Source organism: Sphingobacterium sp. B29 (assembly GCF_001952815.1).
Lineage (GTDB): Bacteria > Bacteroidota > Bacteroidia > Sphingobacteriales > Sphingobacteriaceae > Sphingobacterium > Sphingobacterium siyangense.
Genome location: NZ_CP019158.1, coordinates 5,492,939 through 5,508,536, shown reverse-complemented (window position 1 = coordinate 5,508,536; position 15,598 = coordinate 5,492,939). Strand labels below are relative to the sequence as shown.

Here is a 15,598-nt window from a genome sequence, read left to right as displayed (position 1 = left end):
AAAAACATGAATTTTGAAAAAAATGCTGTTCTTGAGACCCATTTGCAAAAAGTAGGGGCTGAACATGTATTGGTACAAGGGCATCCTGCCGGCTTGTTTGTATTATTCTTCACAGAGATGTGGGAGCGTTTTAGCTATTATGGTATGCGGGCGCTGTTGGTCAATTTTCTGGTTTCTACCATTGCACAACAAGGATGGGGTTGGACCAACTCCGAGGCCATGAAGCTTTATGGTTTGTACACCGGGATGGTGTTTTTAACGCCACTGTTCGGTGGGATTATAGCCGATCGCCTGACAGGATATAAAAAATCCATTATGGTCGGAGCTATAATTATGACGCTGGGACATATCGCTATGGCTTTAGAGGGATTTAATAAAAGCTTCTTTTTGGCGGGTTTGGTGCTGATTGTTTTGGGAAATGGATTGTTCAAACCCAATATTTCTTCGATGGTAGGGAAATTATATCCGGATAAAGGAGGTAAAAAAGATGCGGGTTATACCATCTTTTATATGGGCATCAACGGGGGAGCGTTTTTAGGAATGATGCTATGCGGTTATATTGGTGAGAAGATCGGCTGGCATTATGGCTTTGGGCTAGCCGGAGTATTTATGTTTTTGGGAATGTTGCAGTTCTATTTTGCACAACCCATTTTCGGAAAAATTGGAAATACACCCGAGAAACAAGACGAGTTAACCGATATTGCGGGTGGTCAAGAAGAAAATCCAAAGCATATTGTTCGTGATCGTTTGCTGGTAATAGCCATTTTTATGTTGTCAAGTATTGTTTTCCATTTAGCTTTTGAGCAAGCAGGTGGTTCGATGACGATCTTTGCGAAAAATTATACACAACGGGTATTGAGTGGTGAAGTGGCGGTTTTATTTAAATGGTTGGATGCTGCATTGACGGTTTTGCCGATTGTGGTAATTACCGGAGTACTGTTTGTTTTAGCAAAGAAAATCGTACGTAAATACCCTATGATCATACTTTTTTCGAGTATTTCTTTTGTGATCATTTGGTCTTTGTGTCTTTGGAAAGTTTATCGGGAATATTATGGTATGAATTCCGAAGTTACTGTATCCTGGTTTCCGATGTTAAATTCTTTCTTTATCATTACGTTGGCCACATCGTTTAGTAAGATATGGGAGAAAGTATGGAATCCTTCTGGTCCAATTAAGTTTGCAATGGGACTGACATTGGTTGGAGTTGGTTTTGCAGCTTTATCTATTGGAAGCTCTGAGATTCCTACCGGTGCAAAGACGGCCTCTGTTAGTATGATCTGGTTGGTGTTGGCGTACTTTTTTCATACAGTGGGCGAATTATGTATTGGTCCGGTCGGACTTTCTTATGTCAGTAAACTATCGCCAAAAAAATTCCTGGGCTTATTGTTTGGTTTTTGGTTTTGTGCCAATGCCATAGCTAATTTTATAGGGGGCTTTATTGGGTCATATATTGATAAGATTACAGAATCTCATTCCATGTCATATTTCTTTGCTGTATTTACAGTAATTCCTATGGTGGCTGCTGTATTTCTTATTCTGGGTAACAAAAAAATAAAAAAGATGATGCATGGAATTGATTAATTCATAGAAAAATAGTGTATCTTCAAGCGATTTTTATCAAAATAAAAACAAAACCTGAGTTATAAAACAATTATTGAAATTATATGAATCAAGAAAAAGATCAAGTTCTTGTAGCACATCTTGCTAAGCAGGGGATCGATGACAAGATGGTAAATGGGCATCCTGCCGGATTATTTGTGCTATTCTTTACAGAGATGTGGGAGCGGTTTAGTTACTACGGTATGCGGGCATTGTTGACCTTATTTTTAATAAGTTCCCTTGCTGATGGGGGATGGGAATGGAGTAACGAACGTGCCATGAAACTTTACGGTTTGTATACTGGTTTTGTCTATTTAACACCATTGATCGGTGGAATGATTGCGGATAAGCTAACCGGTTTTAAGAAGGCGATTTTGATAGGCGCTTTGGTAATGACATTGGGGCACCTGTCTATGGCATTTGAGGGCGTGAATTCCAATTTCTTTTATCTGGGTCTTGTGTTAATGATTTTGGGTAACGGGATGTTTAAGCCTAATATTTCTTCTATGGTGGGAAATCTTTATCCAGATCAAAGTCCTAAAAAAGATGCAGGGTATACCATATTCTACATGGGCATCAATGCCGGGTCATTTTTGGGAATGCTTCTATGTGGGTATATCGGCGAAAAAATTGGTTGGCATTATGGTTTCGGGCTTGCTGGAGTATTTATGTTCTTTGGTATGTTGCAATTCTATTTTGGACAAAAGATATTTGGAATTATCGGAGATTCACCCAAAGCACTTCAGGCTTACCATGAGAAAAAGATCAAAAATCACGAAGAGGAGGAAGAGGTCATTCCTGCACATGTTGTCCGTGATAGGTTAATAGTTGTCACCATATTTATGTTGGCTAGTGTAGTTTTCTTTCTGTCTTTTGAACAGGCGGGCGGATCCATGTCTATCTTTGCAAAGGATTATACACAGAGGGTCCTGTCTGGAAGTTCAGCAGTGACATTTAAATGGATTGATACTATTTTGACTATTGTGCCTATCGTTATTGTGACGATCGTTTTAACAGCATTGGCTAGAAAAATATATAAACAGTATCCATTGACTATTTTATTTACCGCTGTCTCATTTGGTATCATTTGGTGCTTGGGCTTATGGAAAGTATTTCGAGAAATTGGAATAACCGGATCGGAAGTTGGAGCTTCATGGTTTCAAATATTGAATGCATTTTTTATTATTTCACTTGCATCGTCATTTAGCAAATTCTGGGAGAAGGTCTGGAATCCTTCGGGACCAGTTAAGTTTGCGCTAGGTTTAATATTGGTGGGAATTGGATTTGCAGCATTAGCTTATGGAGCGAGCGAGATTCCTCAAGGAGCAAAGACAGCGTCTGTGAGTATGATTTGGTTGGTGATCGCCTATTTCTTTCATTCAGCAGGGGAGCTTTGTCTTTCACCTGTTGGCTTGTCTTATGTTAGTAAGCTTTCCCCAAAGAAATTTTTAGGGCTTCTTTTCGGTTGCTGGTTCTGTGCTTCGGCAATTGCCAATTTTATCGGTGGATTTTTAGGCTCATACATTGATCGCATTACAGAAGAACATTCGATGTCCTATTTCTTTATGATATTTGCAATAGTTCCTGGGGTTACGGCATTGCTATTAATTGTCTTCAATCCAATATTGAAAAAAATGATGCATGGGATCAATTAATCAGGATCGATAGCATCACAAAAAAAAGGGCTAATCAATACACTGATTGGCCCTTTTTTTTATCTCTTTTTACTTTTCTGTTGATGCTTATTTATGTTTATTCTTCCACTTTTAAAAGCAGTTTATCGATGCGGTGTCCATCCATATCAAGCACTTCGAAAATTAGATTTTTAAATCGGACACGTTCGCCTTCTTCGGGTACGTGATCTAATCTTAGAAACACGAGGCCTCCTACGGTGGTTACGTTATTGATCTCATCTTCGTCTTCTTCGGAAAGACCGATTTCAAATTCATCCAAAAGATCCTCAATCTGATATTGTCCGTCGACAACATAATCGCCGTTTTCCAATTGACGTATTGTCGGACGGGCACTTAGGTCGCTTTCTGTGATGTTGCCAACCAAATCGCCAACGATATCCCGTAAGGTAATAATTCCCTGTGGTGACCCATACTCATCAATGACAACCGCTTGATGGATACTGGAGGTACGCAAGGTATTCATAATGCTATACGATGAACTGAATTCGTTAACAAACTTGATCGGTAACATAAGTGTTCTGAGATCAAATGCTTCGTTCTGGAGGCATTGTCGTAGTAAGGACTTTACATGAACAACACCTTTAATATTGTCGAGTCCACCTTCACAGACCGGGTAGATGGAATGATCGTTGTCCAGTATGATCTTTCTATTTTCTTCAAAAGAATCTTCCAGATCCAAAAAAACAATGTTTTTGCGGTGAGTCATTAGGTTGACCGCCTTTTTGTCCCCTAAACTCAATAGACGGTCGACGATATCGTGCTCAATACCTTCGATGACACCACTGTCGACACCTTCGTCTACTAATGCCTTAATTTCTTCTTCCGTGACACTATTGCCGCTGCTCTTGATATTGAGTATTTTGACAATAAACTCCGTCGACATACTGAGTAGCCATACAAATGGCCGAACGATTTTGCTGAGCAGGTTCATCGGGTAAGCGATTAGCATGGCATACTTCTCCGGAATAGCCATACCGATACGTTTGGGGACTAATTCACCAAGCACCAACGAAAAGTAGGTGATGATAAAGACGACAATGATTACAGCGAGCTGTTCGCTATAGGGGGCTATGATACTGGATTTATTAAAGATCTCTACGAGGTAAGATGAAATACTGCCGCCAGAAAAGAATCCGGTTAGGATGCCAATAAGGGTAATGCCTATTTGTACAGTGGATAAAAAGCTGTTGGGCGATTCTTTTAGGTTTAGCGCTATTTTTGCAGCGGCATTGTTTTTATCGCTTTCAGCCTGTAGCCTTGCCTTTCTGCTGGACACGATGGATATTTCTGATGCCGATAGTATTCCGTTTAGAATAATCAGGACTAAAATAATAATTGCTTCGGTAAGCATAATGAGTTGAAAAAGTTGTTTGCTAGGCTAATTTACGGAAAAGACCGGCCAAATAGTAGGATTATTATGATTATGTCAAGCATTCATAAAAAAAGCCGTATATCTTTCAATACGGCTTTTATGATAATAAGCATGTTTTTTCAATTACATTCCACTATCATCTAACATAAAGGTATTTTTCTTGGTTTTCCATTTTCCTTTTGTGAAATCAGGGAATTCCAACGTTTTATTTCCTTTTGCAATTGACTCGGTAGATAGTGGGAATACAGCACTCATGGTTACTGAATCATACACGTCAATTGGAGTCTGTACTTTTTGTTTTACAGCCTGAATGAACGCATTGAATACAAACCAGTCCATGCCACCATGACCAGAACCGTTTGCTACCTCTTCATATTTTTGCCAGATTGGGTGATCGTATTTCTTTACCCACTCGTCTGCTGAATCCCAAGTGTGTGGTTTGGATTTACCCTCGATGTGAATACCTTTGGCAACATCCATCCAAATACCGTCTGTTCCCTGTACGCGGAAACCGATAGAGTAAGGTCTTGGCAAGTGTGTATCATGCGTTAATAACATGGTTTCTCCATTCGCACATTGTAACATCGTTTGTGTAATATCACCATTTTTGTAATTGATCTTACCGTTAGGATGTCCCGGGGAAACTTTATTGACATAGGCTGCCAATCCACGGGCTTTACTTGAGTACGAAGTGATATGAGTGAATCTGTTCCCCTTGTTGATATCTGCAAATTGCATAATTGGACCTAAACCGTGTGTCGGGTATAGATCACCATCTTGGTCGATATTGAACTGTGTACGCCATTGTGCCTCAGAAATCGCTTTCGGGCCATATTCAACGCCATGGCCATAATAGGCTTTTCCGTCATTGAATAATACCTCGCGTAAATCGTGTTGATAACCGCCTTCCAGGTGCAACAATTCACCAAATAGTCCTTGTCTGTGCATATTCAATACAGCAAGTACATCACGACGGAATGCAACATTTTCTAGGGTCATGTAAGGTTTTCCAGTTTCTTCGGATGCTTTCACAATATCCCAGTGATCTTGTAGCGTTAAACCTGCAATAACCTCGCAACCCACGTATAGACCAGCTTTCATTGCATCAATAGCTTGGTTTTTGTGGAATTGCCAAGGCGTTGCAATAATGACAGCATCTAATTTTTCATTGCTTAACATCTTTTTGTAAGCATCAACCCCACCAGTATACTCTTTTGGAAGTTTGGTGCCTTTTGCGTTGAATTGTTTACGGCATTGTGCTAGAGATTCTTCTTGGGTGTCACAGACAGCCACAATTTCTAGATCATCTCTGTTTAGGGCAATTTGAACGTGATTACGTCCTCTAAGGCCTACGCCAATAAAACCGATTTTTATTTTCCCATTTGTTTGAGCAAATAATTCTGTACTTGAAAGGACACCGATTCCAGCTGTAGTGATGGCAGTCGATTTTATGAAATTTCTTCTATCCATTGTTTTGAGATATAAGGAGTTTGTATATTAGTTATTTACTTGTTTGAAAACAGTCCTTAAGACTGGCTACTATTAACAAATATATTATTTCATTTGGGATAAATGAAAGTGCAAACGTTTGCTTAATTTTATTAAATTTCATGCAAACGTTTGATTGAAATAAAAATTATCATTTATTAATTCAATTTGTGATATTGCAAGCACATTGATGATTTAAAAAACATAGTTTAATGTCTGATTTTAACCAATTAGTAGTAGAGAGCGCAGCAAAACAATTCACATTAGAAGGAGATATCATTTCAGTGCAACCGTTTGGTTCTGGTCATATCAATGATACTTATCGTGTAGTTACTACTGTAGATAGCGGTATATCGCATTTATTACAACGTATTAACCACCATGTTTTTCCGAACGTGGATGGATTAATGCATAATATTGAGATTGTCACCAAGCATCTTAGTAAGAAAGTTAAAGTCGCTGAAGGAAAAAGAATCAGCGATCATGTATTGACAATTGTTCCTACAAAAGATGGGAAATTATATATAAAAGATAGTCAGGGTAATTATTGGCGCATGTTTATCCTCATAGAGGACACCAAAAGCTATGATATTGTAGAGACTGAGGTACAGGCAGCTGAGGGGGGGCGTGCTTTTGGTTTGTTTCAAAAGCAGCTCTCGGATTTAGATGCTTCATCGATCGTTGAGGTACTTCCTAACTTTCATAATATAGAGTTTAGACTCGAAAATCTTAGAAAAGCGATCGCTAAAGATGTCTGTCAACGCGTAGCGTCGGTGAAAGACAAATTGGATTTTATCTTTAGTCGTGAAGATCGAATGAAAACCATTCTTGAACTTGGTAGTAAGGGTGAGCTTCCGCTGCGTATTACACATAATGATACAAAGTTTAATAATGTGCTCTTAGATCGCCACGATAAGATGCAATGTGTCATCGATTTAGATACCGTCATGCCGGGCTATGTGGCATATGATTTTGGGGATGCTATTCGGACGATTATTAACCCCGTTGCCGAGGATGAGAAGGATGTATCGAAAATTCTGCTAAATCTTGCTTTATATAAGGCATATGCCGAAGGATATTTGGAGGAAGCTAATGACTTCTTGACAACTTTGGAGAAAGAAACATTAGTAGATGGAGCCTTCTTATTGCCCTATATGCAAGGAGTACGTTTCTTAACGGACTATTTGGAAGGAGATCATTACTACAAGACTAAATATGAGGACCATAATCTGGTTCGTACAAATACGCAACTGAAATTGGTTGAAGAGATGGAAAAGAATGAAGCATTTATGCGTAAGGTAGTTTTTGATTGCATTTAACAATTTTATACCTTTAATCATATTGAGAAGCTTCCATCGCGTAGATGAAGCTTCTTTTTTCTGTAAAAAAAATATTCGAATGAAAAAACTAACCATTTTGCCTATCGCAGCGGAGCTGACCAATACACTAGATTATCATACTTTGTCGAAGCTCTTAAGCAATCTTGAATCGCATTCTTTGGAGTTTAATAATTGGAGCGAATCTTTCCCGTATAAACCTGAGGTACAATTTAAGATTGGCTACACCCGGGAATATCTAGTGTTGCAGTACGATGTCGTCGAAGAACAACTTCGGGGTAATTATTCCGATACAAATCAAAATGTATGGGAAGATAGTTGTGTGGAGTTCTTTATTTCATTTGATGGACGCAAACATTATTATAACCTTGAATTTAATCTAATTGGAACGGGTTTGATCGGTTATGGTCCGGCCGAAAAGGCGAGTAGAAATCGATTGGATAGTACAACAATAGAACAGGTGCGTACTTACTCTTTAATTGAGCGTAATGGTTCCGATAAGCGATGGAGTATGATTGAGGTAATTCCATTTGCTGTATTTCAGTTTGACGATCTTGTAGACCTGAAAGGTAAACGGATACATGGGAATTTTTACAAATGTGGTGATCATCTCAAACAACCACATTTTATATCTTGGAATAAAATAGAAAACCCAACTCCTAACTTCCATCTCCCCGAGTTTTTTGGAGAAATGGTCTTTGGTTAGGAGTTGAGTAAAAAAGTTGATGCTTATTGGTAAACAGATTCTTTTTTGAATTTCTTTGCCAATAAAGCATATACTAATACACGGTATTTATTTTTATTGGATTTGCCAATAGCGGTAATAACCTCCTCTAATGCTTTGTCTAGCTCAGGGCCATCTTTTAGGCCTAATTTTTTGATCAAAAAATTTTGTTTGACACGGTTCAGTTCTTCGGGATCTGATGCAGCGATGGTTTCGGAGTCTGCATTGTAAATGGAAGGTCCTATTCCTTTTGTTACTTTTGCAATAAATGCTTCATCTAATGATAAGCCTAGCTTTTTTGATTCTGCAACATATGCAGCAATTTTTTCATCTAATTTGCTCATAATTATGTAAGTGATTTAATTGTAGATAGTTAAGTTAGGTAAAAAAGTCGATAAACAAAATTATTCTTTTGTTCAGGGAAAGAATGTTACATTTGCAGTCTTGATAAGTGCCGTTAATTAAAATGTGGAAAAATTCAGCTAATTATTCTTGGTAATTGTTGTAAGTTACATTTTTATAAGTTATCTTTGCACCTCAATAATTGAATATACGTAATCATAATAATAATGAAAAAAGATTTGCATCCTTCAAATTACAGATTAGTTGTATTTAAAGATATGTCAAATGACTATGCTTTTATTACAAAATCTTGTGTTGATACTAAAGAAACTATCACATGGGAAGATGGTAATGAGTATCCAGTTGTAAAACTAGAGATCTCTCATACATCACACCCTTTCTATACAGGTAAAATGAAATTGGTTGATACTGCTGGTCGTATCGACAAATTCCGTAACCGTTACAACAAAAAATAATTGTAGCAGATCTGTATATTACAATATTAAGAACTCGATAAATATAATTTGTCGAGTTTTTTTTGTTATTTTTAATTTGTGAAAATCTTCTTTACAGATTGCTTTGATTCGATCCAATTGTTGGATAAGCTTAGCCCCCCATTAACTACTTTTGATAGAAAGAGTCTTTATCCATTTACTTTCGTAAAATCTTGCTTGGACCTTCGGGTTGGTATACTGACTTTACGGGAGAAATGGCAAAAATTAGCTTTAGCATTTGATGTACACTATATTGCCGCTCATTCGAACGAAGAGGGGATTATTTGGCTGTCTGAGAACGTTATCCCGTCAATAGTATTATTGCAGGCTATACAGCGCTTGGGTGTAGGAGAGGTCCTTGTACAGGGCGGATACGTTATCGCTTGTTGTTATGCACATATGGGTTCTTATCGTGTACAAGAGATTGATACGTCAGTGGATCTACTAAAGGGGGTAGAAGATCTGTTTTTGCTTGCAGGAACTGAAATAACACGTGATTTCAATCTGCTGGTACAAGATGTTCAGTCGTCCAGTATAGCTGTGACGAATCAATTGTTAGGAAATGACCTTTATGTAGCAGATCGTGTTAGCGTGGAGTGTGCTACGATCAATACCCTCCAAGGCCCCATATATATCGATGAAGATGTTACAATTATGGAGGGAGCGCATTTGCGTGGTCCATTGTACCTTGGTAAAGGAGCTGTTGTGAAAATGGGCGCCACGATTTATGGCAATGTTTCGATAGGGAAGCAGAGTGTCATTGGGGGAGAGATCGGGAATTCGGTCATAGGTGATTTTTCGGCCAAGGGGCATCATGGCTATCTAGGTTGCTCGGTGATAGGGGATTGGTGTAACTTAGGGGCTGGTACCTCTAATTCCAATTTGAAGAATAACTTAAAGACCGTTTCAATTTATGATTATGCATTGGACGGTGTTCGGGATACAGGTCTGTTAAAATGCGGAGCCTTTATTGGAGACTATACGCGCCTTGGTATCAATTCGGCTTTAAATACAGGTACGGTAATTGGAATTGCAAGCATGCTAGCAGATACAAGTTTTTATGCTAAATTTGTACCGTCATTTGCTTGGGTGTTCGACGGAGGTGTGCAAACTTATGAATTTGATAAGTTTATGGCATATTTGGAGACGCTGTATGCATCAAAAGGGGAAGAGCTCACGGAGCAGATTAAAGATAAATTGAATCAACTTAACAAAAAATATAATTAAATCGTAAAATCATGCGTAAAAAAATCGTAGCTGGTAATTGGAAAATGAATTTAGACTATCAATCAGGATTGAGCTTGTTTTCTGAAATTATCAATATGGCCAAAGATGAAGTGATTGGAAACCAAGAATTGGTTGTTTGTAGCCCATTTATTCATTTGTCAAGCCTTGGGCAATTGTCGAAAAATGTTGCAAATGTAAATATCGGTGCACAGAATATTCACCAAGCTGAGTCCGGAGCCTATACAGGTGAGATTTCGGCTTCACAGGTAAAATCAGTAGGCGCTTCACATGTTATTTTGGGGCACTCTGAAAGACGTGCTTATTTTGGTGAGACTGATGCATTGTTGGCATCTAAAGTGGATATTGCATTAAAACATGATTTAACACCAATATTCTGTATTGGAGAAACAAAAGAAGAACGCGAATCTGGAGCTTTCTTTGATGTGATCAAAACACAATTGACAGATGGATTGTTCCACTTGTCTAAAGAAGCTTTTGCATCTGTGGTATTGGCATATGAGCCAGTTTGGGCAATTGGTACTGGCTTGACAGCTAGTCCTGAGCAAGCACAGGAGGTTCATAAATTTATCCGCGAGGTGCTAGCTGATCAATATGGTCAGGAGATTGCTGATAATACAAGTATTCTGTATGGAGGGTCTTGTAATCCAGGTAATGCAAAAGATTTGTTTGCTCAAGCCGACATCGATGGTGGTTTGATAGGAGGGGCTTCTTTAAAATCGAGAGATTTTATTGATATCGCTAAAGTATTTAACGGCTAATTTTTAGAAATGAAATACGTAGAGGTTATCTTTCAAATGCGATCAGGTGAAGAATGGCAGAAGGATTTGTTGATATCTGATTTGGCTGATATTGGCTTTGATACTTTTGAGGATACCGAATCTGGATTTGCAGCTTATATTTCAGCTGCAAATCTTGACTTGCAAGCATTAGAAACTTTGATGCTTCAACCTTATGAAGGCCTAGAGGTCGATTATAAGATACAGGAAATAGAAAACCAGAATTGGAATAAATTGTGGGAAAGTAATTTCAACCCAATTGAGGTGGGGGGGCAATGCTATGTGCGTGCAACTTTTCATGAGGTAAAACCTGAGTTTCCCTATGAAATCATTATAGATCCGAAGATGTCTTTTGGCACGGGCCATCATCAAACAACTTCGATGATGCTTCAGTATATTTTGGAGAATGATTTTAATGGCAAGCAGGTCTTGGACATGGGCTGCGGTACAGGGATTCTGGCCATTTTGGCATCAAAAAAAGGTGCTAATTCTGTGTTGGCGGTGGATTATGATGAAATATGTGTCGAAAGTGTGATCGAAAATAGGGCACTCAATCATGTTGAGCATATTGAGGCGCTCTGTGGATCTTACGAAGTATTAACAGGTCGGGTCTTTGATGTGATTTTGGCAAATATTAATCGTAACATTCTTTTAGAACAATTACCTCAGTATGCATTGAGCATTCGAACAGGGGGTGAGCTGTACCTAAGCGGTTTCTATGAGCAGGAAGATTTAGCAATCTTAAGCGATGCGGCGACGTCATTAGGTTTTGAGTTTATCTCCAAAAAAGTTTTAAATAATTGGTGTGCAGCCAAGTTTGTGAAGCGATAATTTAGCTATGCGGATTCATTTTATAGCAATAGGTGGTAGTGTGATGCATAACCTTGCTATTTCATTGGCAAAACAAGGGCATCAAGTGACAGGTTCTGACGATCAGATCGTAGAGCCTTCCCGTTCCCATTTGATTGAAGCAGGCTTGCTTCCCAATCAATTGGGCTGGTTTGAGGAAAAAGTGATGGAGGATATTGATGCTGTGATCCTGGGGGCTCATGCCCAGGCAGATAATCCTGAATTAAAGCGAGCACAGGAATTAGGTCTTAAAATTTATTCTTTTCCAGAATTTATACAAGAGCTTTCACAGGATAAAATCCGGGTGGTTATTGCTGGAAGTTACGGCAAGACAACCATAACGAGCATGGTGATGCACGTTATGCGATTTCTAGGAAAAGAATTTGACTATTTGGTAGGGGCTCAATTAAGAGGCTTTGATAAGTTGGTCGATATTACTAAGCATAATAAGATTATTATTATCGAAGGAGATGAATATGTTTCATCCAAGATTGATCCGAAGTCAAAGTTTTTGTATTATAAACCGAATATAGCCTTAATTTCGGGTATTGTATGGAATGAGTTTAACTCGAAGATATCACAAGAGGAATATATTAAACAATTTGAAGATTTTATTGACTCAATTCCGCCTAAAGGTACCTTAATTTATAATAAGGAAGATGTTGTTTTACAGAAGGTTCTTCAAGATACGAAAGATTGTAAGATCAATAGACATGGCTATAAGATTCCAGATTATACAATTAATAAGGGGGTAACCTATATCAATACACCGGATGGAGATGTTCCTTTGCAAGTGTTTGGCAAGCACAACCTATCTAATATTGCTGGGGCCTATACGATCTGCGAATGGTTGGGGATCAAAAAAAAGGAGTTCTTTGAGGCTATAAAAAGTTTTAATACTTCGATTCGTTATTTGGAATTTGTTGCAAGCTCGGAAGGATCGGTGGTTTATCAGGATTATGCCTGTAATGCGGATAAAGTGAAGTCAAGTATTCACGCCGTGAAAGAGCAATTTCCTAATCAGAAATTGGTCACAATTATCGAATTAAACTCGTATGATAGTTTAGATTCTTCCTTTTTGTTACAATATGCAAACTCGATGAAAGAGTCGGATGTATCTGTGGTCTACGTGAATATAAATTCTTGTAAAGAACTTAATAAAGATATCGAAAGTGTCCCAAATAATATTAAAGATAATTTTAATAATCCTGATTTAGAGGTTGTTGTAAGTTTAGACGGACTCTATTCATTTTTAGATGGTGTCAAATCAAAGGGCTACAATTTACTTCTTATGAGTTTAAATAATTATAATGGGGTTAATTTGTCCGTGCTGGCTGATCGGTTTTTTAGAGATTTTTAGAGAAAAAATTATAATTTAATGTAAATTAAATTGTAATTTATTATTTTTGTTTAAAATATCTACCAGATGAATGCATTAGGAAAAAAAATCAGATTACTTAGACACCAAAAGGGGTGGAGTCAAGAGGATGTTGCAAAACGATTGGATATCTCAATCCCAGCATTTTCTAAAATTGAAACAGGGATTACAGATGTGAATTTGTCTCGCCTGAATCAAATCTCAAAATTATTCAATTTGACAGTTGTTCAACTTTTATCTACCTCTGATTCTGAAGAAGACAAAGAGTATGTAAATGAGGTGAATGCTTTGACGCAAAAATTACAACAACGCGATAGCGAAGTAATTGAATTGCAGAAAAAGGTTATTGATCTTTATGAGCAATTGCACAAAAGATAAGGCATATTAAAATTGTTACCGAAAAGGCAATCCAAAGGGTTGCCTTTTTTTGTTTATGCAACTTTATTTTGGTCAAAAGTGATTTTGTTTTTGTTTCTTTGTAAGTATTTTATCAAAAAAATAAAGGTTGATTATTTATGGGGAGATTAAACGGGGATATTACGACTAGCCCGTCGACTGATTTTTTTAAGTCAAATGTATTGGGACAGCGTTCAGGGCTTTTTGTCCTTTTCTTTACTGAAATGTGGGAACGTTTTTCGTTCTACGGGATGCGTGTACTCTTAATGCAGTTTTTAACTGCTGCAGTTATTCAAGGTAGTCCTTTCTCTGGATGGTCCTGGACTGCACAACAAGCTGGAGCACTTTATGGGACCTATGCCATGATGCTCTATTTAACTCCTATTATAGGAGGGATTATAGCGGATAAATATATTGGATCACGTAAAGCTGTGATCATCGGTTCGGCGATTATGACGCTTGGCCATGCTGCCATGGCCTTTGATACTTCGATTATGTTTTTCCTTGGTTTAGTGTGTCTAGTTATCGGAACGGGTTTCTTCAAGCCTAACATGCCATCTATCTTAGGTGAGATGTATAAAGATCTGCCAGAAAAAAAAAGACGGCGCTTATACCATATTTTATATGGGGGTCAATGCCGGTGCTTTCTTTGGTATGATGCTATGTGGATATATTGCCGAAACTTATGGCTGGCATTGGGGATTCGGTTTGGCTGGTATCTTTATGCTTTTGGGAACACTGCAGTTTGTTTTCGCAAAACCACTCATGGGAAATCTTGGTGTTTTAAATAAATCCACCTTTGGGGAGCATAAAGTTATCGCTGAGGATACGGATACAAGAAATCCATTTACCATACGGGATTATGTATTGATCGCGATCGTTTCTATTATTGGTTTTGTATACGCTTTTAATGACCCCTTGTCTAAAAATGGGATTCGTGATGTGTTTGCTGCGTTGGATACGCCGTTTCTAAGAGGGCAGTATATAATGGTCATTGTGGCGTTGATTCTCTTTATTTATCTTGTTGTTACTCGGATATTGCGTTACGACAAAGTGGTGCGGGATCGGATGTTCGCAGTTGTGCTGTTGGCTTTTTTCTTGGTCTTCTTTTTTATGAGCTTTGAGCAGGGAGCAACTTCATTAGTTCTTGTGGCTAGAGATAATATTGATAGATCACTTACTGGTGCTGCATTGACGACCTTTAATGTGGTAAATGGTTTATTGACGATTGTACCGCTTTCAATTATCTCTTGGGTTCTGATTAAATTGGCAAAAGTAACCTGGAACAAAATTGCCATTTCAAATATCGTATTGTTTATCTGTTTTGGGTTGATTTGGGGAGCAGTAATCTGGATGTTGTACAATGAGTTCAATAAAGAAGCATCAGAAATCAAAGTTTCTTGGTTCTCTATTCTAAACTCATTTTTTATCATTGCACTTGCCTCTTCGGTATCCAAAATTTGGGAGTCGAAGTATAATCCATCGGCGGCCTTTAAATATGGTTTTGGACTGATCTTGGTTGCGATAGGATTTTTGATTATTGGATTAGGATCAATAGGAATAAGTCAGGGGACAAAAATTTCGATGGTATTTTTGGTGCTGACCTATTTGTTCCATACATTGGGTGAATTATTTATTTCGCCTGTAGGTTTATCTTATGTGTCGAAATTGGTGCCTGCGCGCATGCTTGCATTTATGTTTGGCATCTGGTACTTGGCAATCGCTATTGCGCAGAAACTTGCTGCAGCATTGGGGGGACAAGTCGAGACCATTCAAGAGGAACACTCCTTGAGTTACTTCTTCTTTTTATTTACAGCAATTCCTGCCTTAGCAGGCCTGTTAGTAATGCTGTTTAATCCATTGATTAAACGATTGATGCACGGAATTAAATAACAAATATA

14 protein-coding genes and 1 pseudogene are annotated in these 15,598 nt (G+C 38.1%); 12 read left to right on the top strand and 3 right to left on the bottom strand.

The genetic code is table 11. The features are described 5' to 3' along the window. Nucleotides 1–6: 6 nt before the first annotated feature. Both BV902_RS23645 and BV902_RS23640 read left to right on the top strand, forming a co-directional pair. A complete protein-coding gene (locus BV902_RS23645) occupies nt 7–1,581 on the top strand; it encodes a peptide MFS transporter (protein ID WP_083663750.1) in 1,575 nt (524 codons plus the stop codon). 83 nt (nt 1,582–1,664) lie between these two features. Continuing rightward, on the top strand, nt 1,665–3,254 hold the full coding sequence (locus BV902_RS23640) for a peptide MFS transporter (protein WP_075994030.1): 1,590 nt from the start codon (nt 1,665–1,667) through the stop codon (nt 3,252–3,254). Between the two features lie 97 nt (nt 3,255–3,351). Here the strand turns inward: BV902_RS23640 and BV902_RS23635 are convergent, their stop codons facing one another. Together BV902_RS23635 and BV902_RS23630 are read right to left on the bottom strand one after the other, a co-directional pair. Beyond that, nucleotides 3,352–4,644 (bottom strand): hemolysin family protein, encoded by a 1,293-nt coding sequence (locus BV902_RS23635; RefSeq protein WP_075994029.1) that lies wholly within the window; start codon nt 4,642–4,644, stop codon nt 3,352–3,354. A gap of 144 nt (nt 4,645–4,788) precedes the next feature. Continuing rightward, the gene (locus BV902_RS23630; RefSeq protein ID WP_075994028.1) at nt 4,789–6,135 is read right to left on the bottom strand and encodes a Gfo/Idh/MocA family protein; all 1,347 of its coding nucleotides are present in this window, start codon (nt 6,133–6,135) and stop codon (nt 4,789–4,791) included. 230 nt (nt 6,136–6,365) lie between these two features. On the opposite strand from BV902_RS23630, the gene BV902_RS23625 reads away from it, so the two are divergent. Together BV902_RS23625 and BV902_RS23620 are read left to right on the top strand one after the other, a co-directional pair. After that, entirely contained in the window at nt 6,366–7,472 is a 1,107-nt protein-coding gene (locus BV902_RS23625) for a phosphotransferase enzyme family protein (protein WP_075994027.1), read from the top strand. Nucleotides 7,473–7,551: 79 nt separating this feature from the next. Beyond that, the gene (locus BV902_RS23620; RefSeq protein ID WP_075994957.1) at nt 7,552–8,196 is read left to right on the top strand and encodes a carbohydrate-binding family 9-like protein; all 645 of its coding nucleotides are present in this window, start codon (nt 7,552–7,554) and stop codon (nt 8,194–8,196) included. A 23-nt stretch (nt 8,197–8,219) separates the two neighbouring features. Here the strand turns inward: BV902_RS23620 and BV902_RS23615 are convergent, their stop codons facing one another. Beyond that, on the bottom strand, nt 8,220–8,558 hold the full coding sequence (locus tag BV902_RS23615; RefSeq protein WP_075994026.1) for a DUF2853 family protein: 339 nt from the start codon (nt 8,556–8,558) through the stop codon (nt 8,220–8,222). Between the two features lie 225 nt (nt 8,559–8,783). Between BV902_RS23615 and BV902_RS23610 the strand changes: the two genes are divergently transcribed. The 8 genes and pseudogenes from BV902_RS23610 (at nt 8,784) to BV902_RS23580 (ending at nt 15,590) form a co-directional block, all read left to right on the top strand. Continuing rightward, entirely contained in the window at nt 8,784–9,032 is a 249-nt protein-coding gene (locus tag BV902_RS23610; RefSeq protein WP_046671774.1) for a type B 50S ribosomal protein L31, read from the top strand. Between the two features lie 78 nt (nt 9,033–9,110). Further along, a complete protein-coding gene (locus BV902_RS23605; protein ID WP_083663748.1) occupies nt 9,111–10,277 on the top strand; it encodes a putative sugar nucleotidyl transferase in 1,167 nt (388 codons plus the stop codon). Between the two features lie 11 nt (nt 10,278–10,288). Beyond that, complete coding sequence (tpiA, locus tag BV902_RS23600) at nt 10,289–11,056, top strand: triose-phosphate isomerase (RefSeq protein ID WP_075994025.1); 768 nt, start codon at nt 10,289–10,291, stop codon at nt 11,054–11,056. 9 nt (nt 11,057–11,065) lie between these two features. Next, a complete protein-coding gene (prmA, locus tag BV902_RS23595) occupies nt 11,066–11,905 on the top strand; it encodes a 50S ribosomal protein L11 methyltransferase (protein WP_075994024.1) in 840 nt (279 codons plus the stop codon). Between the two features lie 7 nt (nt 11,906–11,912). Beyond that, a complete protein-coding gene (locus BV902_RS23590) occupies nt 11,913–13,283 on the top strand; it encodes a Mur ligase domain-containing protein (protein WP_075994023.1) in 1,371 nt (456 codons plus the stop codon). 66 nt (nt 13,284–13,349) lie between these two features. Continuing rightward, nucleotides 13,350–13,679, top strand: a complete 330-nt coding sequence (locus BV902_RS23585) for a helix-turn-helix domain-containing protein (RefSeq protein ID WP_046671770.1) — start codon at nt 13,350–13,352, stop codon at nt 13,677–13,679. A 137-nt stretch (nt 13,680–13,816) separates the two neighbouring features. Further along, a pseudogene (locus tag BV902_RS28615) lies at nt 13,817–14,263 on the top strand (peptide MFS transporter); the annotation flags it as partial. A 58-nt stretch (nt 14,264–14,321) separates the two neighbouring features. After that, nucleotides 14,322–15,590 (top strand): POT-type proton-dependent oligopeptide transporter, encoded by a 1,269-nt coding sequence (locus BV902_RS23580; protein WP_237241807.1) that lies wholly within the window; start codon nt 14,322–14,324, stop codon nt 15,588–15,590. Nucleotides 15,591–15,598 lie beyond the last annotated feature (8 nt).

Coding starts and splice junctions, on each gene's coding strand:
- BV902_RS23645 (WP_083663750.1), top strand. CDS start 7: ATGAATTTTGAAAAAAATGCTGTTCTTGAGACCCATTTGCAAAAAGTA.
- BV902_RS23640 (WP_075994030.1), top strand. CDS start 1,665: ATGAATCAAGAAAAAGATCAAGTTCTTGTAGCACATCTTGCTAAGCAG.
- BV902_RS23635 (WP_075994029.1), bottom strand. CDS start 4,644: ATGCTTACCGAAGCAATTATTATTTTAGTCCTGATTATTCTAAACGGA.
- BV902_RS23630 (WP_075994028.1), bottom strand. CDS start 6,135: ATGGATAGAAGAAATTTCATAAAATCGACTGCCATCACTACAGCTGGA.
- BV902_RS23625 (WP_075994027.1), top strand. CDS start 6,366: ATGTCTGATTTTAACCAATTAGTAGTAGAGAGCGCAGCAAAACAATTC.
- BV902_RS23620 (WP_075994957.1), top strand. CDS start 7,552: ATGAAAAAACTAACCATTTTGCCTATCGCAGCGGAGCTGACCAATACA.
- BV902_RS23615 (WP_075994026.1), bottom strand. CDS start 8,558: ATGAGCAAATTAGATGAAAAAATTGCTGCATATGTTGCAGAATCAAAA.
- BV902_RS23610 (WP_046671774.1), top strand. CDS start 8,784: ATGAAAAAAGATTTGCATCCTTCAAATTACAGATTAGTTGTATTTAAA.
- tpiA (WP_075994025.1), top strand. CDS start 10,289: ATGCGTAAAAAAATCGTAGCTGGTAATTGGAAAATGAATTTAGACTAT.
- prmA (WP_075994024.1), top strand. CDS start 11,066: ATGAAATACGTAGAGGTTATCTTTCAAATGCGATCAGGTGAAGAATGG.
- BV902_RS23590 (WP_075994023.1), top strand. CDS start 11,913: ATGCGGATTCATTTTATAGCAATAGGTGGTAGTGTGATGCATAACCTT.
- BV902_RS23585 (WP_046671770.1), top strand. CDS start 13,350: ATGAATGCATTAGGAAAAAAAATCAGATTACTTAGACACCAAAAGGGG.
- BV902_RS23580 (WP_237241807.1), top strand. CDS start 14,322: ATGGGGGTCAATGCCGGTGCTTTCTTTGGTATGATGCTATGTGGATAT.